Source organism: Pseudomonas putida, assembly GCF_022627325.1.
GTDB lineage: Bacteria > Pseudomonadota > Gammaproteobacteria > Pseudomonadales > Pseudomonadaceae > Aquipseudomonas > Aquipseudomonas putida_X.
The window spans coordinates 39,286-59,942 of record NZ_JAETZZ010000017.1 but is presented as its reverse complement, the minus strand read 5'-3'; the positions used below and the strand labels follow the sequence as shown (position 1 = coordinate 59,942).

Annotated in this window: 21 protein-coding genes; 6 read left to right on the top strand and 15 right to left on the bottom strand. The window is 61.8% G+C overall.

The genetic code is table 11. From position 1 onward, the window contains the following. Positions 1 to 7: 7 nt before the first annotated feature. Both JNA92_RS22995 and JNA92_RS22990 read right to left on the bottom strand, forming a co-directional pair. A complete protein-coding gene (locus JNA92_RS22995; protein ID WP_241806824.1) occupies positions 8 to 829 on the bottom strand; it encodes an amino acid ABC transporter permease in 822 nt (273 codons plus the stop codon). Next, positions 826 to 1,647 carry an ABC transporter substrate-binding protein gene (locus JNA92_RS22990; RefSeq protein ID WP_241806823.1) on the bottom strand — a complete coding sequence of 274 codons (822 nt, stop codon included), beginning with the start codon at positions 1,645 to 1,647 and terminating at the stop codon, positions 826 to 828. Before JNA92_RS22990 ends, JNA92_RS22995 begins: the two co-directional genes overlap by 4 nt. Positions 1,648 to 1,752: 105 nt before the next feature. Here JNA92_RS22990 and JNA92_RS22985 point away from each other — a divergent pair, with 105 nt between their 5' ends. Next, the gene (locus tag JNA92_RS22985) at positions 1,753 to 2,652 is read left to right on the top strand and encodes a homocysteine S-methyltransferase family protein (protein ID WP_241806822.1); all 900 of its coding nucleotides are present in this window, start codon (positions 1,753 to 1,755) and stop codon (positions 2,650 to 2,652) included. A gap of 3 nt (positions 2,653 to 2,655) precedes the next feature. Here JNA92_RS22985 and JNA92_RS22980 read toward each other — a convergent pair whose 3' ends face one another. Genes JNA92_RS22980 through JNA92_RS22970 form a run of 3 tightly spaced genes read right to left on the bottom strand, consistent with a single transcriptional unit; the run spans position 2,656 to position 4,433 of the window. Further along, a complete protein-coding gene (locus JNA92_RS22980; RefSeq protein WP_241806821.1) occupies positions 2,656 to 3,330 on the bottom strand; it encodes a GNAT family N-acetyltransferase in 675 nt (224 codons plus the stop codon). Between the two features lie 14 nt (positions 3,331 to 3,344). Continuing rightward, complete coding sequence (locus JNA92_RS22975; RefSeq protein ID WP_241806820.1) at positions 3,345 to 3,791, bottom strand: GNAT family N-acetyltransferase; 447 nt, start codon at positions 3,789 to 3,791, stop codon at positions 3,345 to 3,347. A gap of 12 nt (positions 3,792 to 3,803) precedes the next feature. Continuing rightward, complete coding sequence (locus JNA92_RS22970) at positions 3,804 to 4,433, bottom strand: FMN-binding negative transcriptional regulator (protein WP_241806819.1); 630 nt, start codon at positions 4,431 to 4,433, stop codon at positions 3,804 to 3,806. An 89-nt stretch (positions 4,434 to 4,522) separates the two neighbouring features. Here JNA92_RS22970 and JNA92_RS22965 point away from each other — a divergent pair, with 89 nt between their 5' ends. Further along, complete coding sequence (locus JNA92_RS22965; protein ID WP_241806818.1) at positions 4,523 to 6,049, top strand: PLP-dependent aminotransferase family protein; 1,527 nt, start codon at positions 4,523 to 4,525, stop codon at positions 6,047 to 6,049. 93 nt (positions 6,050 to 6,142) lie between these two features. Here JNA92_RS22965 and JNA92_RS22960 read toward each other — a convergent pair whose 3' ends face one another. From JNA92_RS22960 to JNA92_RS22950, 3 genes are all read right to left on the bottom strand, one after another. Next, positions 6,143 to 6,913, bottom strand: coding sequence for a MetQ/NlpA family ABC transporter substrate-binding protein (locus tag JNA92_RS22960; protein ID WP_241806817.1), 771 nt, complete (start codon positions 6,911 to 6,913; stop codon positions 6,143 to 6,145). A 64-nt stretch (positions 6,914 to 6,977) separates the two neighbouring features. Further along, positions 6,978 to 7,649, bottom strand: a complete 672-nt coding sequence (locus JNA92_RS22955; RefSeq protein ID WP_039603885.1) for a methionine ABC transporter permease — start codon at positions 7,647 to 7,649, stop codon at positions 6,978 to 6,980. Next, positions 7,649 to 8,656, bottom strand: coding sequence for a methionine ABC transporter ATP-binding protein (locus JNA92_RS22950; protein WP_241806815.1), 1,008 nt, complete (start codon positions 8,654 to 8,656; stop codon positions 7,649 to 7,651). Before JNA92_RS22950 ends, JNA92_RS22955 begins: the two co-directional genes overlap by 1 nt. A gap of 226 nt (positions 8,657 to 8,882) precedes the next feature. Between JNA92_RS22950 and katE the strand changes: the two genes are divergently transcribed. Further along, a complete protein-coding gene (gene katE / locus JNA92_RS22945) occupies positions 8,883 to 11,027 on the top strand; it encodes a catalase HPII (protein WP_241806814.1) in 2,145 nt (714 codons plus the stop codon). Between the two features lie 51 nt (positions 11,028 to 11,078). Here katE and JNA92_RS22940 read toward each other — a convergent pair whose 3' ends face one another. The 4 genes from JNA92_RS22940 to zur form a co-directional block, all read right to left on the bottom strand. Continuing rightward, entirely contained in the window at positions 11,079 to 11,786 is a 708-nt protein-coding gene (locus JNA92_RS22940; protein WP_241806812.1) for a PA5502 family lipoprotein, read from the bottom strand. Positions 11,787 to 11,913: 127 nt separating this feature from the next. Further along, a complete protein-coding gene (znuB, locus tag JNA92_RS22935; protein WP_241806811.1) occupies positions 11,914 to 12,696 on the bottom strand; it encodes a zinc ABC transporter permease subunit ZnuB in 783 nt (260 codons plus the stop codon). Further along, entirely contained in the window at positions 12,689 to 13,462 is a 774-nt protein-coding gene (gene znuC / locus JNA92_RS22930; protein WP_241806809.1) for a zinc ABC transporter ATP-binding protein ZnuC, read from the bottom strand. The genes znuB and znuC overlap by 8 nt, the downstream gene beginning before the upstream one ends. Then, the gene (gene zur / locus JNA92_RS22925) at positions 13,459 to 13,944 is read right to left on the bottom strand and encodes a zinc uptake transcriptional repressor Zur (RefSeq protein WP_241806808.1); all 486 of its coding nucleotides are present in this window, start codon (positions 13,942 to 13,944) and stop codon (positions 13,459 to 13,461) included. The genes znuC and zur overlap by 4 nt, the downstream gene beginning before the upstream one ends. A 66-nt stretch (positions 13,945 to 14,010) precedes the next feature. On the opposite strand from zur, the gene JNA92_RS22920 reads away from it, so the two are divergent. Continuing rightward, positions 14,011 to 14,919, top strand: coding sequence for a zinc ABC transporter substrate-binding protein (locus JNA92_RS22920; protein ID WP_241806807.1), 909 nt, complete (start codon positions 14,011 to 14,013; stop codon positions 14,917 to 14,919). 107 nt (positions 14,920 to 15,026) lie between these two features. Here JNA92_RS22920 and JNA92_RS22915 read toward each other — a convergent pair whose 3' ends face one another. Together JNA92_RS22915 and JNA92_RS22910 are read right to left on the bottom strand one after the other, a co-directional pair. Beyond that, positions 15,027 to 15,977: a homoserine kinase gene (locus JNA92_RS22915; RefSeq protein ID WP_241806803.1), complete on the bottom strand. Its 951-nt coding sequence runs from the start codon at positions 15,975 to 15,977 to the stop codon at positions 15,027 to 15,029. Positions 15,978 to 16,046: 69 nt separating this feature from the next. Then, positions 16,047 to 16,334 carry a DUF2782 domain-containing protein gene (locus JNA92_RS22910; RefSeq protein WP_013970316.1) on the bottom strand — a complete coding sequence of 96 codons (288 nt, stop codon included), beginning with the start codon at positions 16,332 to 16,334 and terminating at the stop codon, positions 16,047 to 16,049. A gap of 74 nt (positions 16,335 to 16,408) precedes the next feature. Between JNA92_RS22910 and polA the strand changes: the two genes are divergently transcribed. Beyond that, entirely contained in the window at positions 16,409 to 19,156 is a 2,748-nt protein-coding gene (gene polA / locus JNA92_RS22905) for a DNA polymerase I (protein WP_241806801.1), read from the top strand. 368 nt (positions 19,157 to 19,524) lie between these two features. Here the strand turns inward: polA and yihA are convergent, their stop codons facing one another. After that, on the bottom strand, positions 19,525 to 20,157 hold the full coding sequence (gene yihA, locus JNA92_RS22900) for a ribosome biogenesis GTP-binding protein YihA/YsxC (protein ID WP_012316856.1): 633 nt from the start codon (positions 20,155 to 20,157) through the stop codon (positions 19,525 to 19,527). Between the two features lie 193 nt (positions 20,158 to 20,350). On the opposite strand from yihA, the gene JNA92_RS22895 reads away from it, so the two are divergent. Then, positions 20,351 to 20,653, top strand: coding sequence for a c-type cytochrome (locus JNA92_RS22895; protein ID WP_241806799.1), 303 nt, complete (start codon positions 20,351 to 20,353; stop codon positions 20,651 to 20,653). Positions 20,654 to 20,657: the final 4 nt, after the last annotated feature.

The following is a 20,657-nucleotide window of genomic DNA, read 5'->3' as shown; positions in this document are numbered from 1 at the left end:
GCTGGGCCTAGCGCTGATAGCCCTTGCCAAAATGCCGCTCCAGCCTGGCCTGGGCCAGTTCGAGCAGGATCGACAACACCCAATAGATCACCGCAGCTGTCGTCAGCATCTCCAGGTAGCGATAGCTTGAGCGGCCATACGACTGGGCCAGGAACATCACTTCCCAGACACCCATCACCGAAATCAGCGACGAGTCCTTGAGCATCGAGATGAACTGGTTGGCGGTCGGCGGGATGATGGTGCGCATGGCCTGCGGCAGGGTGATGTGCCAGAAGATCGCCACCGGGCGCATGCCCAGGGCGAGCGCTGCCTGGCGCTGGCCCACGGCAACGCCAATGATGCCGGCCCGGAAGATTTCGCTCAGGTAAGCACCATAGTTGAGCGACAGGGCGATGATGCCCGCTGCGATTGCACCTGGCACCAGGCCCACTTGGGGCAAGCCGAGGTAGATCAACAGGATCTGGATCAGCAGTGGCGTGCCGCGGAAGAACGAGGTGTAGAAGCTCGCCACGCCGAACAGTAGCGCGCTGTTTGACAACCGCGCCAGGGCGGCGGCAAAGCCCAGCAGCACCGATATCACCATGGAGCACAAGCACAGGAACAGGGTCAGCGCAGCGCCCTGGAGGAACCCGTTGGGCCCTAGCTTGAAGCCTGCCAGGTTGGGGAATTTCTCGACGATGATCGAGAATTTCAGATCAAAACTGAGAAAGAAGCCCACGAACAGCAGCAGCAACACCAGCCACGTCAGGTACAGACGGGTGCGAAAGCCGAAAAGGCTTGAACCCGTCGAGGCGGCGACGGGTTTGGGGGCAGGTTGATGGGCGCTCATTTACTGATGTCGGCGCCGATCCACTTCTGCGACAGCTTGGCCAGCGTGCCATCGGCCTTCAGCTCGGCGAACACCTGGCGCAGCTTGGCGTCCCACTCCGGGTCGCCTTTCTCGATGGCGACCGCGTTGGGCTCTTCGTACAGTGGCTCGCCTGCCAGTTTGAAGCGCTTGTCCTGGTCCAGGCGTGGTTGCGCGGTCACCAGGTTGGTCAGGATCGCATCCAGGCGCACGCCTGCTCCCAGGCCGAGGTCCTGGAAGGCGACGTTGTCGGTGTCATAGGGGGCAATCTGGACAAAATCGAAGGGGTACTCGATTTTCTTGTCTTCCGCGCCTTCGATCACCAGGTTCTTGTTCAGGTAGCTCTCGTAGCTGGAGGCACTGGTCAGGCCGACCTTGAGGCCGTTGAGGTCCTTGGCCGAGTGAATCCGCTCATCCTTGGCATTGACCACGATCACCGCAGGCGAAGCGTAGTACTCGACCGGGAAGTCGAACACCTGGGCGCGCGCCTTGCTTGGCGTCATCGAACAGATGCACAGGTCGTAGCGACCACTCCAGCGGCCCGCAGCAATGACATCCCAGGAGGGTGTTTCCAGCCGCAGCTTTACGCCGAGCTTGGCCGCGACCGCCTTGGCGACGTCGACGTCAAAACCATCGAGCTGGTTCTGGTCATTGAGGAAGGAGAACGGTGGGTAGCTCTCCATCAATACGTTGACGACTTCCTTGCGCGACTCGACGCGGTCCAGTGTGGCACCGGCAAAGGCTGCAGAGGTGGCGCTGAGGGCCAGAAGGCCTGCGCAAAGCAAGGAGGGCAAACGCATTAAGACACCTGAAAAAGTTGTTAAAAAAACAGATTTCGATATTTAATAGTTATAAGCTTAAAGCCACCAGTGAATATTATTCATATCAATATAAGCGGAAGTTATATGGGCGACCGGACGTTGGACATTCTTGATGGCGGTATGGGTCGGGAGCTGCAGCGCCGAGGCGCGCCGTTCCGCCAGCCGGAGTGGTCGGCACTTGCACTGAGCGAAGCGCCGGACGCCGTAGTGGCGGTGCATGCCGCTTATATCGATGCCGGTGCCGGGGTGATCACCAGCAACAGTTATGCAGTGGTGCCATTCCACATTGGTGAAGACCGCTTCGCCGATGAAGGCTTCGCCCTGGCCGCCACCGCTGGTCAGCTGGCGCGTACGGCGGCGGATGCCAGCCCACGGCCAGTGCGCGTCGCTGGTTCATTGCCACCGCTGTTCGGCTCCTACCGCCCTGACCTGTTCGAGCCGCAGCGCGTGGCTGAGGTCCTGCTCCCATTGGTGGTGGGCTTGGCACCGTATGTGGATCTGTGGCTGGCCGAGACCCAGAGTGCGATCGCAGAAGTGCAGGCAATTGCCGCCCAGCTGCCTGCAGACGGCAAGCCGCTGTGGGTGTCGTTCACCTTGCAGGATGAAGAGGTCGGCGACGTACCGATGCTGCGCTCTGGTGAAACTGTGAGCGCAGCTGCCGAAGCGGTGGTAACGCTGGGCGTCAAAGCCATGCTGTTCAACTGCAGCCAGCCGGAAGTGATCGGTGCTGCCATCGACGCTGCACGCGAAGTGTTCGAGCGCCAAGGTGTGGATATCGCCATCGGCGCCTATGCCAACGCGTTCCCGCCGCAACCCAAGGACGCCACCGCCAACGATGGCCTGGATGAGTTGCGCGAAGACCTCGACCCGCCGGGTTACCTGAGCTGGGCCCAGGACTGGCGCCAGCGTGGTGCCAGCCTGCTTGGCGGATGCTGTGGCATCGGCCCAGAGCACATCGCTGAGCTCAAGCGTAACCTGAGCTGAACTTCAGCCCTGCTCGCGACAGGCTTCCAGCGTTTTCGACTGACCTTCGGGGCGCTGGTTGTCGGCACTCAGCCAGCGCTCGAAAGCCGCCGCCACGGCCGGCCACTCCTCATCGATAATCGAGTACCAGGCCGTGTCGCGGTTCTGGCCCTTGATCACCATGTGATTGCGGAACACACCCTCGTAGGTGAAGCCAAAGCGCTCTGCTGCGCGCTTGGAGCGGGCATTGGCGTTGTTGCACTTCCATTCCAGCCGGCGATTACCCAGTTCAAACCCTAGCTTGCCCAGCAGGTATACCGCCTCGGTGCCTTTGGGGGAGCGTTGCATGGCTGCACCGAAGGCGATATGCCCGATCTCGATGCGGCCATGGGCAGGCACGATCGACATCAGGCTGAGCATGCCTTGTACCTGGCCGCTGCTGCGGTCGATGACGCTGTAAAAAAGCGGATCGCGGCTGGCGGCATTGTCTGCAAGCCATTGATCGAACGGACCACGCTCGGCGAACGGGCCATAGGGCAGGTAGTCCCACAGTGCGGGATCGCAGTGCGGACCTTGCAGCGCCTCCCAGAGATCGTCGGCATGCCGCGCCGGGTCGAGCTTCTCCAGACGGATGAAACGCCCTTCAAGCGGCTCGGCCTGGGGCAGGGCTGCAGGTTGCCAGTGACTTGGTTGACTCATGCGTTGCTCCCGTCTCACAGCGTTTGGCGAAATTGGATGAAGCCGGGTCGCTCTGCGACCTGCTCGTACAAGCCGATGGCGGTCGTGTTGGTTTCATGCGTCAGCCAGTGCACCTTGCAGCAGCCGGCCGCTTTGGCACTGGCGTTGACCCGTTCGATCAGTTGACGGCCAACGCCCAGGCCGCGCTGCTCGCTGTCAACGTACAGGTCCTGCAGGTAGCAGGCGTTACCAATGCTCCAGTTGGTTCGATGATAGATCCAGTTGACCATGCCTACCGCCTTGCCATCGAGCCAGGCCAGGGCCGAGTGGGTCGGCTCCTGTGGGTCGAGGATGCGTTGCCATGTCACGGCGCTGACTTCATCGGCCAGTTCGGTTTGATAAAAGCGCAGGTAGGCCTGCCACAGGTGCAGCCATGCAGCATGGTCGTTGGCGCTGACGGGGCGCAGGATGATGTTCGGCATGGGGATGTTCCTTCAGGGCGTACGCATCTGCGCTGCCAGTTGATTGTTGAGCGGGTCGGTACTGCTGGCCAAGCCTTGGCGCACACCTTCCATGTCCTGCGCCGAGCGGTTCTGGCTGAGTTTGCGTGCACCCTGCAGCCGCGCGATGGGCAGACGGAAGCCGACGATGGCGCGGAGCATGCCTTCGATGTAATCGCTGGGTGCATCGGTGACTTTCCATGGGGCGCTGCGCCCTTGTTCGTGCAGGTCGGTCAGGCGGCTGACGATATCCAGCAGGCCGGGGCCGCCTTGCACCACCTCAGCGGCGCCGTAGGCATGCACCGCCAGGTAGTTCCAGGTAGGTACCACCTTGGGGTTGTCGAGCTTGCTCGGGTAGTAGCTGGGGCTGACATAAGCGTCTGGGCCGGTGAATACCAACAAGGCTTCTACACCTTGCTCCAAGGCCTGCCACTGAGGGTTGGCACGGGCCAGATGGCCGTAAACGGTGCCCAACTCACCTTCGCTGGCATCGATCAACACGGGTATGTGACTGGCCAGCAGGCCGTGTTCGCCGTGGGTGACGAGCAGGGCCAGGCGGGTTTCGCGCATCTGTTGATGCAGGCGCTCAAGGTTGTGTTCCTGGTGCGGTTTGCTGTTGTACATGAGCCGATCCTTGTCGATTGGCTCCATCGTAGGCAGGCTATTGGTTCAGGTTAAGAGCCATTGACGATGATTTTGATAGGTCCAATGCGATGAGCGAGCGCCCTTTGGTATTGCCATTCGACCCTGCCGGGATCGTCCTCGACCAGCGCCGAGGGTTGAGTCAGCAGCTGTATAAAGCGCTGCGTGCTCGCGTGCTGGATGGACGCTTGAGCAGCGGCACGCGCCTGCCGGCGACACGAGACCTGGCAAGCATGCTCTCGCTCTCGCGCAACAGCGTGGTACGGGCCTATGACCAGCTTTACGCCGAGGGCTACATAGAAAGCCGGGTAGGAGACGGCACCTACGTTTGTCATCTGCCAAAACTATCCACACAACTGTCCACAGGGTTATCCCATGGCTTATCAACAGGGTTATCCACAAAATGCCCGGAAAGCACTGAGGATTTATCCAGGTGTGAACGCTCCAGCGAGCGCCTGGAGCGTCTGAAAAATAACCATCTGCCATCCCCAAAAGCCGGCCCGTCACGGGCATTTCGAGTAGGTGTTCCAGCGTTCGACCTGTTCCCTTTCAACGTCTGGGCCAAGCTGCAAGCGGGCTTCTGGCGAAATCCAGATCCAGCGCAGCTTGGTTATGGCGACCCGGCGGGCGAGCCATTGTTGCGTGAGTTGATCGCTGCGTATCTACGTCGGTCACGGGGCATGTCGTGCACGGCTGGACAAATTGTGATCACCAATGGCGCGCAGGAGGCCATAAGCCTTTGTGCACAGCTGTTGATGCAACCGGGGGATGAGGTGGCTGTGGAAAACCCCGGGTATCGTGCCGCCGGGCATGCCTTTGCCGTGGCGGGCGGGCGGGTGAGAGGCGTGCCGGTAGATGAAGAGGGCCTGGACTGCGCCAGGCTTGCCCACGCTGGCAACTGTCGCTTGGTTTACGTCACCCCGGCGCACCAGTATCCGACAGGGGTAACCATGAGCCTGGCCCGCCGCTTGGCGTTGCTGGCCTGGGCCGAGCGCCAGGATGGCTGGATCATCGAAGATGACTACGACGGTGAATACCGTTACAACGGAGCACCGCTGGCCCCGTTGGCGGCTTTGGACCGGCAAGGGCGGGTGCTGTATGTCGGTACCTTCGGCAAGATCGCTTTCCCAGCGCTGCGCCTTGGCTACTTGGTATTGCCGGAGCGGTTGGTGCAGGCTTTCAGCCAGGGTAGGGCGCTGGCAGTGCGCCATTCCGAAGTGGGAACCCAGTGTGTGATGGCTGAGTTCATGGCTCAGGGGCATTTTCAGCGGCACGTACGCCGCATGCGCCGTGCGGCGCTGAGCCGGCGCAACGTGCTGAAGGCCGGGTGGCCTGGTGATGTGTCGGGGCTGGCGGCGATGCCGGACGTTGCAGCGGGGCTGCATGTGAAGGTCGATGTGGATAACTTTGCGCGCGAGCAAGAGCTGGTGGCCAAGGCCGAGGCTGTGGGCGTGGAGGTGAATCCACTTAGCAGTTACTGGCTCGAGGACAGTGAGGTGCCTGTGGATAAACGGGCGGGGCTGGTGCTTGGGTTTGCGGCAGTACCAGAAGGCGTGATTGCCGAGGCGTTGATGCGCTTGCGTAAGGCTTGGAGATAAACCCCGCCTTGAATCGCGAACGGCCCGCAAAGCGGGCCTCGCAGTGTTGCATGCTGCTCACGGCGTCGGGCCGCAAAGCGGCCCGGGGGCTGATCAGAACGCCGGAACCACAGCGCCTTTGTATTTCTCGGTGATGAACTGCTTCACCTCAGGCGAGTGCAGTGCAGCCGCCAGTTTCTTCATGTCTTGCGAATCCTTGTTGTCCGGGCGGGCAACGAGGATGTTCACGTACGGTGAGTCGCTGCCTTCGATGGCCAGAGCGTCTTTTTCCGGGTTCAGTTTGGCTTCCAGCGCGTAGTTGGTGTTGATCAGGGCAGCATCGACCTGGGTCAGTACACGCGGGATGGTGGCCGCTTCGAGCTCACGGAACTTCACGTTCTTCGGGTTACCGACAACGTCTTTCACGGTCGACAGGATATTGCTGTTGTCCTTGAGCTTGATGACCCCGGCCTTGTCCAGCAGCAGCAAGGCACGGCCGCCATTGGTGGCGTCGTTGGGGATGACCACGGTGGCGCCGGTAGGCAGTTCGTCGAGCTTCTTGATCTTGGTCGAGTAGACGCCCAGCGGCTCGATGTGCACGCCGGCAACGCTGACCAGGTCGGTACCCTTGGCCTTGTTGAACTCATCCAGGTACGGCTGGTGCTGGAAGAAGTTAGCATCCAGGCGCTTTTCGGCGACTTGTACGTTTGGCTGGATGTAGTCGGTGAATTCTTTCACCTTCAGGTTTACACCCTCTTTCTCCAGCTGTGGTTTGACGAAGTTGAGAATTTCGGCGTGCGGCACCGGGGTAGCGGCGACGGTCAAGTCACCGGCGTGGGCCGAAAACGCCGCGACAGCGGCAGCGACAGCAAGCAGCTTCTTCATGAATCACTCCTTGTGAGGGCCGCGACGGCCCCCGAACGGGTCGGCCAGGCCGACCCCATTGGGGTTACTTACGGGAAAAATGCACGACCAGTTTGTCGCCCACGCTCTGCAGTACTTGAACCAGAACCAGCAGCAGTACCACGGTGACTACCATTACGTCGGTCTGGAAACGCTGGTAGCCGAAGCGGATGGCCAGGTCGCCAAGGCCGCCAGCGCCGACCACGCCGGCCATGGCGGTGTACGACACCAAGGTGATGGCAGTGACGGTAATGGCCGCGAAGATGCCCGGGCGGGCCTCTGGCAACAACGCACTGGTGATGATCTGGCGGGTGGTGGCGCCCATCGACTGGGTGGCCTCGATGATGCCGCGGTCCACTTCACGCAGGGCGGTTTCCACCAGGCGGGCGAAGAACGGCGTGGCACCCACCACCAGCGGGGGAATGGCGCCGGCAACGCCCAGCGAGGTGCCGGTGATCAGCACGGTGATCGGGATCATCACGATCAGCAGGATGATGAACGGCAGCGAGCGCAGAATGTTGACCACCAGCGACAGCAGCGCATACACACCCCGCTGTTCGAACATCTGCTTCGGCCCGCAGAGGAACAGCAGCACGCCCAGTGGCAGGCCCAGCAGCACGGTGAAGAACAGCGAACCGAACAGCATGATCATGGTGTCGATGGTGGCCAGCCAGATTTCGGCCCAGTCGACGTTGGCGAAGAAATTCAGGGCGTCCATCAACGCAGTACCTCCATATGTACGTCAGCTGCCGAGAAGCGGTCGAACGCGGCTTGCATGTCGCCGCCGGTGACGGCCAGGGTCAGCTGCCCATAGGGCACATCCTTGATGCGGTCGATACGCCCGGCGAGGATGCTGTAGTCCACGCCGGTTTCGCGGGCCACGGTACCCAGCAGCGGCGCGTAGGTGGCGTCGCCCTGGAAGGTCAGGCGCACGATACGGCCCGGGACGTGGGCAAAATCGTCACGCTGCTCGCCTTCATCGACCTGCTCGTCTTCCTGGACAAAGCGTTTGGTGGTGGGGTGCTGCGGGTGCAGGAACACGTCGGCCACCGAGCCTTGCTCGACTATGTGGCCGGCATCCATCACCGCGACGCGGTCGCAGACCCGGCGGATCACGTCCATCTCGTGGGTGATCAGCACGATGGTCAGCTTCAGCTCACGGTTGATCTCGGCCAGCAACTGCAGCACCGATGCGGTGGTCTGCGGGTCGAGGGCGCTGGTGGCTTCGTCGCACAGCAGAATCTTCGGGTTGGTCGACAGGGCGCGGGCGATGCCGACGCGCTGCTTCTGCCCGCCGGAGAGCTGTGCCGGGTACTTTTTGGCGTGATCCGACAGGCCCACGCGAGCCAGCAGCTGCGTGACGCGCTTATCGATTTCGGCCCGCGACAGCTCGCCCGCCAGCGTCAGCGGCAGGGCGACATTGTCGGCGACGGTCTTGGAGGCCAGCAGGTTGAAGTGCTGGAAGATCATCCCGACCTGCTGGCGGAAGCCGCGCAACTGGGTGGCGTTGAAGGCGGTGACGTCTTCACCGTCGACGATGATCTTCCCGCCCGAGGGCTCTTCCAGCCGGTTGATCAGGCGCAGCATGGTGCTTTTGCCTGCCCCGGAGTGGCCGATCAGGCCGAACACCTGGCCGTCTTCGATGGTCAGGGTGGTTGGGTTCAGAGCGGGGATTTCCCTACCGGCGACGCGGTAGGTCTTGTGTACATGTTGGAACTCGATCACGTAGCGAACCTTGTGGGGCGCATGGAATTTGGGTCAGCGGTTGGCTGGGGTGGCGCATTTTAGCCTTTTCCAATAGGTGTTCTTAGCATTTATTTCGTAATGGACCAATCCATCAGGCATAACGCGACAACTGGTAATCCCGATTGAACGCTCGTCAAAGCCCTCTAGTCACTACTTGAACCAGCCCGAACAGGGCAAGCCTGAAGACTGATGAGGAAAGCCGACCATGACCAGCAAGAAAACGGACGCGCCCAAGCACAGTGAGGCCGCCGGCACGCAGACCCCCGACCGCGCCAATACCAACGCCAAGCTGCAGAGCCTGGAGTCGTTTCGCAGCGATGCCACTGGCCAGGCCTTGCGAACCAACCAGGGTGTGAAGGTAGCCGACAACCAGAACAGCCTGAAAGCTGGTGCTCGCGGGCCCTCGCTGCTCGAAGACTTCATCATGCGCGAGAAGATCACCCACTTCGACCACGAGCGCATTCCCGAGCGTATCGTCCACGCCCGGGGTACCGGTGCCCACGGTTACTTCCAGAGCTACGGCAACCATAGCGAACTGACCAAGGCCGGTTTCCTCCAGGACCCGGAAAAGATCACCCCGGTCTTCGTGCGGTTTTCTACCGTGCAGGGGCCACGTGGCTCGGGTGACACCGTACGCGACGTGCGTGGTTTCGCCGTCAAGTTTTACACCGATGAGGGCAATTTCGACCTCGTTGGCAACAACATGCCGGTATTTTTCATTCAGGATGCCATCAAGTTTCCCGACTTCGTACACGCGGTCAAACCTGAACCGCACAACGAAATTCCCACCGGCGGCTCGGCCCACGACACGTTCTGGGATTTTGTCTCGCTGGTACCAGAGTCGGCGCACATGGTCATCTGGGCCATGTCCGACCGCGCCATCCCGCGCAGCCTGCGGATGATGGAGGGCTTTGGCGTGCATACCTTCCGCCTGATCAATGCCCAAGGCGTGGCCAGCTTCGTCAAGTTCCACTGGAAGCCACGCCAGGGCGTGCATTCGGTACTGTGGGACGAAGCCCAGAAGCTGGCAGGCAAGGACACTGACTACCATCGCCGCGACCTGTGGGAAGCGATCGAGACGGGCGATTACCCCGAGTGGGAACTGGGTGTGCAGATCGTTCCGGAAGCTGATGAGCACAAGTTCGATTTCGACCTGCTGGATCCGACCAAGCTGATCCCCGAGGAGCTTGTGCCGGTGACGCCGCTTGGCAAGATGGTGCTCAACCGCAACCCGGACAACTTCTTCGCCGAGACCGAGCAGGTGGCGTTCTGCCCTGGCCATATCGTGCCGGGCATCGACTTCAGCAACGACCCGCTGCTGCAGGGCCGCCTGTTCTCCTATACCGACACCCAGATCAGCCGCCTTGGCGGGCCTAACTTCCACGAGATCCCGATCAACCGGCCGGTAGCGCCGAACCACAGTGGCCAGCGTGATGCGATGCATCGCATGACCATCGACAAGGGCCGTGCTTCCTACGAGCCCAACTCGATCGATGGCGGCTGGCCGCGGGAAACGCCGCCGGCGGCGCAAGATGGTGGCTTCGAGAGCTATCAGGAGCGCATCGAGGCACACAAGATCCGCCAGCGCAGCGAGTCGTTCGGCGATCATTTTTCGCAGGCGCGGCTGTTCTTCCAGAGCATGAGCCCGACCGAGCAGCAGCACATCATCAAGGCTTACAGCTTCGAATTGGGCAAGGTGGAGCGCGAAGCAATCCGCGCGCGTGAGGTCAATGAGATTCTGGCCAATATCGACCTGAAGCTGGCAGCGGCAGTGGCGGCCAACCTCGGTTTGCCGGCGCCCAAGCAGGGTACGGTTCAGGTCAAAGCAAGCAAGCTTGCGCAGTCCAAGGCCTTGAGCCAGATGAACCACCCTGGAGATGTGGGCATCAAGGGACGCAAGATTGCCCTTGTGGTCGCCGATGGCGTGGACTCCGCGAGCGTCGACAAACTGGTCAAAGCGCTCGAAGCCCAAAGCGCGCGGCCCATGCTCCTGGGGCCATCTTCGGCCCCAGTGAAGAGCGCCGATGGCAAGCCACTGCCGGTGGACGCTTCGATCGAGGGTATGCCGTCGGTCATGTTCGACGCGATAGTGGTACCGGGAGGTAAGGCTTCAATCGATGCCTTGAGCGGCAGTGGCGTCGCCAAGCACTTCCTGCTCGAGGGTTACAAGCATCTGAAGGCGATGGTGTTGGCCAAAGAGGCCAAAGCGTTGGTCGGCAGCTTGGGCCTGAAAGAGGACAAGGGCCTGCTGCTAGGGGATGATCAGAAGACAGTGGATGCCTTCGTCAAAGCCGTGGAAGGGCATCGGGTCTGGGAGCGGGAGGCTGCTGCAGAAGCGATTCCTGCGTAGGGCGCCGCATCGATACCCATCGCCGGTTGCCGGCGATGGGGCCCTGAACTATCAACGCTGATGCGGTACCAAAACCACCTGAGCGGGCAACGTGCGCTGAATCTCGTGCTTTTGCTGGAGTTCGAACCCGCTGTCGATCTTGCGAACCCGCTTTTCCAGCAAGGTCTTCAACCAAGGTGCATCTTCGGTGCGAGGTACCTGGAACACCACTTCGCACTGATAATTCACCACATCGATGGCAATCTCATCGAGCTGTCGGCGCATGGCACGGATGTCCGTGGTATTCAGCGCAATGACCGTGCTGGGCGCAGCCGGGTCAATCACCCGCGCCTTGGGCCTGGCCTCGGCAGCTTTCAAGGCAGCCTCGGCTTTTTCCAGCTCAGCCTTGCGTGCCTGCGAGACCGCGTCCCCGCCAGTCACGGCAGGGGCCTGTGGCATCAGGGCGCGGGCGCGTGCCAGGGCGGTTGCGGCAGCGTTTACGTCACCCTTCTGAAGGACGATCTGGCTGCGTTTGAGGTAAGCCTCAGCCAGTTGCCGCTGGTAGTGTTCCAGGCGGGCATCGTCTGGCGATTGAGCCTGCAGCGAGGCAAGCTGATCTTCGGCTGTGGCCAATTCATTGCTGTTGATGCTTTGCTGCAGCTGCTGCCAGGCATCGGCTTGGGCAGGTGCACCTGTCTGCTCGACCGGCGCGCTCGAACAAGCGGCCAGGAACAGGGAAAACGCGGCAACAAGCAGATAACGGGATGCGAACGGCTTCATTCCTGCGACTCTCTATTTGCGCAAAAAGCGAGCAAGTTTACACCCAGGTGCGCACGCTCGAAAACAAGTCTTACAGACCCTTTACCCGCGAAAAGGTTGCAGGGTGTGCCATGGCGCACCCTGGAGTTCAACGTTTGGGCAGGGCCAGGCTCAGCAAGAATAGCACTGCCGCGCAGACCACGATCGACGGGCCGGCCGGTGTGTCCTTGAACCAGGACATGGCCAGGCCACCGCAGACGGCCGTGACGCCCAGCAGGCTGGCCCCCAATGCCATCTGCTCTGGCGAGCGCGCATGGCGCTGCGCCGCAGCGGCAGGGATGATCAGCAAAGAGGTGATCAACAGCACGCCGACGATCTTCATGGCGACGGCGATGACGACGGCAATCAGCAGCATCAGCGCCAGGCGCAGGCCTGCGACTGGCAGGCCTTCGACCATGGCCAGCTCTTCGTGAACGGTAACCGCCAGCAACGGTCGCCAAAGGACTGCCAGCAGCACCAGCACCAGCGCGCTGCCGGCCAGGATCCAGGCCAGGTCAGTGGTACTGATGGCCAGCAAGTCGCCGAACAGGTAGGCCATCAGGTCGATGCGTACATCGTGCATGAAGCTCAGCACCACCAGGCCCAGCGACAACGTACTGGGGGCGAGAATGCCGAGCAGCGTGTCAGAGGCCAATGGTTGGCGTTGCTGTAGGGTCACCAGAAGGATCGCCAGCAACAGGCACCCCACCGTTACCGCCAGCGCCGGGCTGACGTCCAGCACGAAGCCCATGGCCACGCCCAGCAGCGCTGCGTGGGACAAGGTATCGCCGAAGTAGGCCATGCGCCGCCATACCACGAAAGAGCCCAGCGGGCCCGCCACCAGCGCCAGGGAAAGACCCGCGAGCAGGGCGTAAAGAAGAAAATCAGCCATGCTTGCAGTGGTCTCCGTGTACATGTGGGCCAGGGGCGACCACCGAGCCATGCAGGTCGTGGCTGTGATCATGGTGGTGGTGATAGACGGCCAGGCTCGGTGCGTTCTGGCCGAACAGTTCGACGAAGGCTGGGTCGTTGCTCACCTGCTCTGGGTGGCCGGAACAGCAGACATGGCGGTTGAGGCAGACCACCTGGTCGGTGGCGCTCATGACCAGGTGCAAGTCGTGCGAGACCATCAATACGCCGCAACCATGGCGGTCGCGCAGGCGGGTGATGAGGTTGTACAACTCGGTCTGGCCGACCACGTCCACGCCTTGTACCGGCTCATCCAGTACCAGCAGTTGGGGCTCGCGCAACAGCGCCCTGGCCAGCAGCACACGCTGCATCTCGCCGCCGGAGATGGTCTGGATCGGGCTGTCGATGACCTGTTCGGCGCCCACTTCCTGCAGTGCCGACAACGCGGCCTGCCGGCCAACACCGGGTACCAGGCGCAGAAAGCGCAGCACTGACAACGGCAGGGTCGCGTCCACCTGGATTTTTTGCGGCATGTAGCCGATACGCAGCTTCGGCTTGCGCCAGACGGTGCCGCGATGCGGCTTGAGCAGCCCGAGCACAGCGCGTACCAGGGTGGTCTTGCCTGCGCCATTGGGCCCGATCAGTGTAACGATCTGGCCGGGCGCCACCGACAGGTCGATGCTGTCGAGCACGGCCTCGCCACCGAACGTGACGCCAACCTGCTCCAGGCGGATCAGCGCGTCACTCATGCCGCGCCCCGGCAATTGCCGCACAGGCCGACAATTTCCACCGTCTGCGTTTCTACGCTGAAGCCCACGCCCTTGGCGCTGGCGAGGATCGCATCGCTGATGCTGTCCTGCTCCAGTTCGATGGCGATGTGGCATTCGCGGCAGATCAGGAACTGGCCTTGGTGCACGTGCTCTGGGTGGCTGCAACCGATGAAGGCATTGAGTGAGGCGATGCGGTGTACCAGGCCGTTTTCCAGCAGGAAATCCAGCGCCCGATAAACGGTAGGTGGCGCAGCACGCCGGCCATCCTGTTCGCTGAGCACGGCGAGGATGTCGTAGGCGCCCAGCGGCTTGTGGCTCTGCCACACCAGCTCCAGCACACGCCGGCGCAAGGCGGTCAGGCGCAGGCCCTGGCGCGTGCACAGCACCTCAGCCTCGGTCAGGGCGCTGTGCACGCAGTGAGAGTGATCGTGGGGGCGGTGGGCCAGCGGCGTGATGGACATGGGCAGCGACGGTTCTGGACAGAGACGTTATTATGTTACCCGTTTCTATCGAGTCGAGTATTCACAGTGTCCCGATTGCTTGTGCTTTTTGTCGCTTTTATCGCCTGCTCGGCGCAAGCCGACGTCCGTGTGCTGACCAGTATCAAACCGTTGCAGCAGATTGCCGCGGCTGTGCAGGACGGAGTCGGCACTCCCGAAGTGCTGCTGCCCCCGGGTGCTTCGCCACACCACTACGCCCTGCGCCCATCCGACGTGCGCCGCGTCGGCGATGCCGATCTGCTGTACTGGATCGGCCCCGACATGGAAGGCTTCCTGCCGCGAGTGCTGGGCAGCCGCAGCAAGCCTGTCGTGGCTGTTCAGTCGTTACCGGGTATGCACCTGCGTCACTTTGGCGAGGACAGCCATTCACACGATGAAGCAGCGCATGACGATCATGACCATGATCATCGTCCGGGCAGCCTGGACGCGCATCTGTGGTTGTCGTCAGTCAACGCCAGGGTGATTGCGGCGAAGATGGCAGCGGACCTGGCGTCAGCGGACCCTGCCAATGCTGCGCGCTACCAGAGCAACCTGAAAGCCTTCACCGGGCGCCTCGATAGCCTGGATGCACGCATCAAGGCGCGGGTGGCGGGTGTTGCCGACAAGCCCTACTTCGTGTTCCACGAAGCCTTTGACTACTTCGAGTCTGCTTATGGGCTCAAGCACACGGGTGTGTTCAGTGTGGCCGCCGAGGTGCAGCCTGGCGCGCAGCATGTCGCGGCCATGCGCAAGCGTCTGCAGGAAGTGGGCAAAACCTGCGTGTTCAGTGAGCCGCCGCTGCGGCCGCGCTTGGCTGAAACGCTGACGGCCGGGCTGCCGGTGCGCTTGGCGGAACTGGATGCATTGGGCGGGAATGACCCAGTGGATGCCCAGGGCTACGAGCGTTTGCTGGAAAAGCTGGGCGGTGACCTGGCAGGGTGCCTGGAGCAGCTCTAGCGCCTGTACTGGCCTGTCGTCGGCAAGCCAGCCCCACTTCGACCGCATGGCATTCAAGCGCTGTGCGGCACCTGTGGGGCTGGCTTGCCAGCGTCAGGGCACTGAGATCAGAGGGCGAACGGCAGGTGCAAGGCCACTTGCTGGCGCTGCGCCAGACGCACCTCGAACTCGGCAGGGTCATGGATCATCACATCCATCCCGGCAAACGACTCGGCCGCGATCAAACGCGACAGCCAGAAACGTACGCACCCTACCCGCAACATCTGCGGCCAGAGCTCGGCCTCGGCTGCCGTGAACGGCCGTAGCGCGGCATAGGCCGCCAGCAGGGCCTGGGCACGCGGCATATCGATCGCACCGGTTTCATCCAGGCACCAGTCATTCACGGTGATGGCGATGTCGTACAGCATCGGCCCTGAGCAGGCATTGTAGAAGTCGATGACGCCGGTCAGGTGGGTGCCTTCGAACATCACGTTGTCGCGGAACAGGTCGGCATGCAGGTTGGCCCGGGGCAATGCCAGGATCTGCGCTTTGTGCGCGATGATTTCGTCCAGCGCTGGCTGCAGCAAGGCAACCTGGTCTGCCGAGAGCCGTGGCATCAGCTCGGCACCGTTGGCGAGCATCCAGTCCAGGCCGCGATCGGTCTTGCGCTCGATGACGTGCTCGCGGGTGGCCAGGTGGATGTGCGCCAGCAGCTCACCTACCTGGGCGCAGTGCTGGTTGTTCGGCGCCTTGATGTGCTTGCCCGACAGCCTCGGCTGCAGCAGTGCCGGCTTGCCGCACAGCTCGCGCAGGCCATTGCCGTCACGGTCACGTAGGGCGTAAGGCACCGGCATATCGGCGGCGTGCAGCGTGTCGAGCAGCTCGATGAAGAACGGCATGTCCTCGCTGGGGCCGCGCTCGATCAGCGTCAGGACGAACTCCCCCTGTTCGAGGCTGACGAAGAAATTGCTGTTTTCGGTGCCGGCGGCAATGCCCTGGAAGTCGAGCAGACGGCCCAGCTGATACGGCGCCAGAAAGGTTTCCAGCTCAGGCCGGGTCACGGGGGTGAAGACTGACATGATGAAAGAATGCCCATACGGGCACTTCCGCCGGGAAGTGCCAGGTTGATGTGAACGATACGCGTCAGATTACCACTCGAAGATCTTCCAGGACGGGATCAGCATGTCCGGTTGGTCGGAACGAATGAAATTGCCATCAGAGCCATCGGCGCGTACCAGAAAATAAGGCTTGCCGTTTTTCGGCGTGATCTTGATCGCATACAGGAAGCCGTTTTGCCGGTATTCCTGGATGGTTTTATCGCCTTCGGTGCGAATGGTTACCTCGGGATCTGCCGAGGGAGCGTCATCCGCTGCCAGGGTGACGACAGGCATGGTTGCCAACAGGCCGAGCAGTAACAGGCGATTGAGTGTACGCATGATAACCTTGTCCCTTTGTCGTCATTGATCCGGCTATTCTAGCTCCGGACCCGCCGAAAAGGTTGATTCTGCTCATGAGCCAAGCGCCCCTCGTCCTGGTGGACGGTTCCTCCTACCTTTACCGCGCCTTCCACGCGCTGCCGCCGTTGACCACTTCCAAGGGCATGCCCACCGGCGCGGTCAAGGGGGTGCTGAACATGCTCAAGAGCCTGCGCAAGCAATACCCCGACAGCCTGTTCGCCGTGGTGTTCGATGCCAAGGGCGGTACTTTCCGCGATGCTATGTTCGCCGAGTACAAGGCCAACCGCCCCAGCATGCCAGACGACCTGCGGGTACAGGTGGAGCCGCTGCATGCCAGCGTCAAGGCTTTGGGTTACCCGCTGCTGTGCGTCGAGGGGGTCGAGGCCGACGACGTGATCGGCACGCTGGCGCGCAGCAGTGCGGCAAAGGGGCGCCCAGTGATCATCTCGACCGGTGACAAGGACATGGCGCAGCTGGTAGACGGCCACGTTACCCTGGTCAACACCATGACCGGCAGTGTGCTGGATGTAGCTGGCGTGCATGAGAAGTTTGGCGTCGGCCCGGAGCACATCATCGACTTCCTCGCCCTGATGGGCGACAAGGTCGACAACATCCCGGGCGTACCTGGGGTCGGTGAAAAAACCGCCGTTGGGCTGCTGACCGGCATCGGTGGCGGCCTCAGCGACCTGTACGCCAACCTGGACAAGGTGCCGGCGCTGGCGATCCGTGGCGCCAAGACCCTGCCGGCCAAGCTCGAAGAGCACCGTGATGCGGCGTTCCTGTCCTACGAACTGGCGACCATCAAAGTCGACGTGCCGCTGGATATCGAGGTAGATGCGCTAGTGTGCGGCGAGCCGGACCGTGAAGCACTGCTGGCGCTTTATACCGAGATGGAATTCAAGAGCTGGATCGCCGACGTGCAGCGGGACGCGGCCAGGGCCGGCGATGAAGTTGCACCCGTGCAGGCGCCTGCGGCCAAGGTCGAGCCCAACTACGAAACCATCCTCGATCAGGCTCGCTTCGACGCCTGGTTGGAGAAGCTGCGTCAGGCACCGCTGTTCGCCTTCGACACCGAGACCACCAGCCTCGATGCGCAAAAGGCACAGCTTGTCGGCCTGTCCTTCGCTGTCGAACCCCATGAAGCGGCTTACGTACCGTTGGCTCACGACTACGAAGGCGCGCCGCTGCAACTGGATCGCGAAGCCGTGTTGCTGGCGTTGCAGCCGCTTCTGCAAGACCCGGCCAAGGCAAAGGTAGGGCAGAACGCCAAGTACGATATCAACATCCTTGCCAATGGCTCGCCGGCGATCCACATGCAGGGCGTGGCCTATGACACCATGCTTGAATCGTATGTGCTCAACTCCACTGCGACCCGTCATGATATGGACAGCCTGGCGCAGAAGTACCTCGACCACGCCACCATCGCTTTCGAAGACATCGCCGGCAAAGGCGCCAAACAGCTGACCTTCAACCAGATCCACCTGGACAAGGCCGGCCCTTACGCTGCCGAAGACGCCGACATTACCCTGCGCCTGCATCAGGCGCTGCAGGCCCGCCTTGCGCAGACCCCTAGCGTGCAGCCGGTGCTGATGGATATCGAGATGCCGCTTGTGCCGGTACTGGCCAAGATCGAGCGCCAGGGCGCGCTGGTTGATGCTGCCCTGTTACAGATTCAGAGCGGGGAGTTGGGCGTCAAAATGGCCGACCTCGAGCGTCGGGCCTATGAGTTGGCGGGTGAGGCATTCAACCTCGGTTCGCCCAAACAGCTCGGCTCGATCCTCTATGACAAGCTCGGCATGCCGGTGTTGAGCAAGACCGCCAAGGGCCAGCCATCCACGGCCGAAGCGGTACTGGACGAGTTGGCCGAGCAAGGCTACCCGTTGCCGGAGGTACTGATGCAGTACCGCAGCCTGAGCAAGCTCAAGAGCACTTACACCGACAAGTTGCCGGGCCAGATCAACCCGCGAACGGGGCGTATCCATACGTCTTACCAGCAGGCCGTGGCCGCCACCGGGCGCCTGTCGTCCAGCGACCCTAACCTGCAGAATATCCCTATCCGTACCGCCGAAGGCCGGCGTATCCGCCAGGCGTTCATCGCCAGCCCGGGCTACAAGTTGCTGGCCGCGGACTATTCGCAGATCGAACTGCGCATCATGGCCCATCTGGCCAAGGACGAAGGCCTGCTGCATGCCTTCCGCAACAATCTGGATGTGCACCGTGCCACGGCGGCGGAAGTTTTTGGCGTGGCCCTGGAAGCGGTGACCACCGATCAGCGTCGTAGCGCGAAAGCCATCAACTTCGGCCTGATCTACGGTATGAGCGCCTTCGGCCTGGCCAAGCAGATCGGCGTAGACCGCAAGCAGTCGCAGGATTACATCGACCGCTATTTCGCCCGCTACCCGGGCGTCCTGGCCTACATGGAACGCACCCGGGCCCAGGCTGCCGAGCAAGGCTTCGTCGAGACCTTGTTCGGCCGCAGGCTTTACCTGCCGGACATCAACGCCAAGAACCCGGCCCTGCGCAAGGGCGCCGAGCGCACGGCGATCAACGCACCGATGCAGGGTACCGCCGCCGACATCATCAAGCGGGCAATGGTCAACGTGGACAACTGGCTCAGCGAAAGCGGCCTCGATGCGCGGGTGATCCTGCAGGTCCACGACGAACTGGTGCTTGAAGTGCGCGAGGATCTGGTCGAGCAGGTGAAAGATGAAATTCGCGGGCACATGAGCAAGGCCGCGCAACTGGATGTACCGCTGCTGGTCGAGGTTGGCGTTGGTTCGAATTGGGACGAAGCTCACTGATTGAGCAGAGAAACCTGTGTAGGATCCGGGTTGCAGTGACGCGGATCCTGGCATGGCTCGATGCCACTAGTGCCACGGTTTCATGAAACTATCGCAAATAGTTTTGAGGGCTTTGGAACTAAACCGGTGAAGCGGGACTCAGAGTAACTGAATGGCTGGTGAAGCCCTTCGATGCTCCTATGTTGTGTTAAGTGTTGGCAGATACCTGGACCCCGCCCTAGCGGTCCAGACTTGAACCCCGAACTTCCCCCTCCCCATACGAAGTCCGGGGTTTTTTTTGCCCGGAATTTGCCCTGGCGATGCCGGCCCTCGCCAGGAAGCCGGCGCCCACAGGGTGGGCAAGCCGGCCTGCCGGCGATGAAGTCGCCTCAGGCTACCGGTTTGTCTTCCAGCTCCATCCAGCCCGCCAGCACTTTGTAGGCCTCTTCCAGCCCCAGGCGCTTGGGTGCCGAGAACAGTTGGATGGTCACGCCATCCCCCCAACCTTTGCGGATCTCCGACTGCACCTTGAGCAGTGTGTTCTTGCCTGCGCCGTGGGTCAGCTTGTCGGCCTTGGTCAGCAGGATGTGCATCGGCATGCCGCTTGCCCGGGCCCAGTCGAGCATCATCTTGTCGAAGTCGGTCATCGGGTGGCGCACATCCATCATCAGGATGACGCCGCGCAGGCATTCGCGGCTGCCCAGGTAGGCCTCCAGGTGACGCTGCCAATGCTGCTTGAGTGGGATCGGGACTTTTGCATATCCGTAACCGGGCAGGTCGACCAAACGCCGTTCATCGTCCAGACTGAAGAAATTCAACAGCTGGGTGCGCCCTGGGGTTTTCGAGGTTCGCGCCAGGCTGGCATGAGTCAGGGTATTGAGGGCGCTGGATTTGCCGGCGTTGGAGCGGCCGGCGAAAGCCACCTCGTAACCCTGGTCGTCCGGGCATTGTTCGACCTTGGCAGCGCTGAGGGCGAAGGTGGCTTTCTGGCAGAGGCCGAGGATGGGGTTCTTGACTTGCATGGGATATCCGATGTGGGTGTTGCCAAAGCCTAGGCCGGCAAGCGGTGTCGTTTCCGTTTGGATGGCGGAAGTATATAATGCCCCAGTATTTGTGTGCTCATTCTCCCAGCGAAGGAGAACGGGCATGGGGTGTCGAACAATAGCTCGCGCATCAGAACGCAGCGCGTCCCCCAACCCTGTCAGGTCGTTTCGCATGGCGAAATGGCTGCTAGCTGTCGGTATGTTCCTGCCGTTTTTCAGCGCACAGGCTACACAGGATCCCGAGGCGTTGTACAACCGCACGTGTGCGGCCTGTCACGCCGGGCAGTTGCCACAGGCGCCCAGGAAGGGTGACCGGGCAGCTTGGGAGCCAAGGCTGGCGCAAGGCATGGAGGTGCTCACGGCTCATGTGACTCAGGGTTTCAAGGCTATGCCGCCGCGTGGATTGTGCATGGACTGCAGTGCCGAGGACTACCGTTTGGTCATCCTTTGGATGAGCGGCAGTCCCGATACATAACATT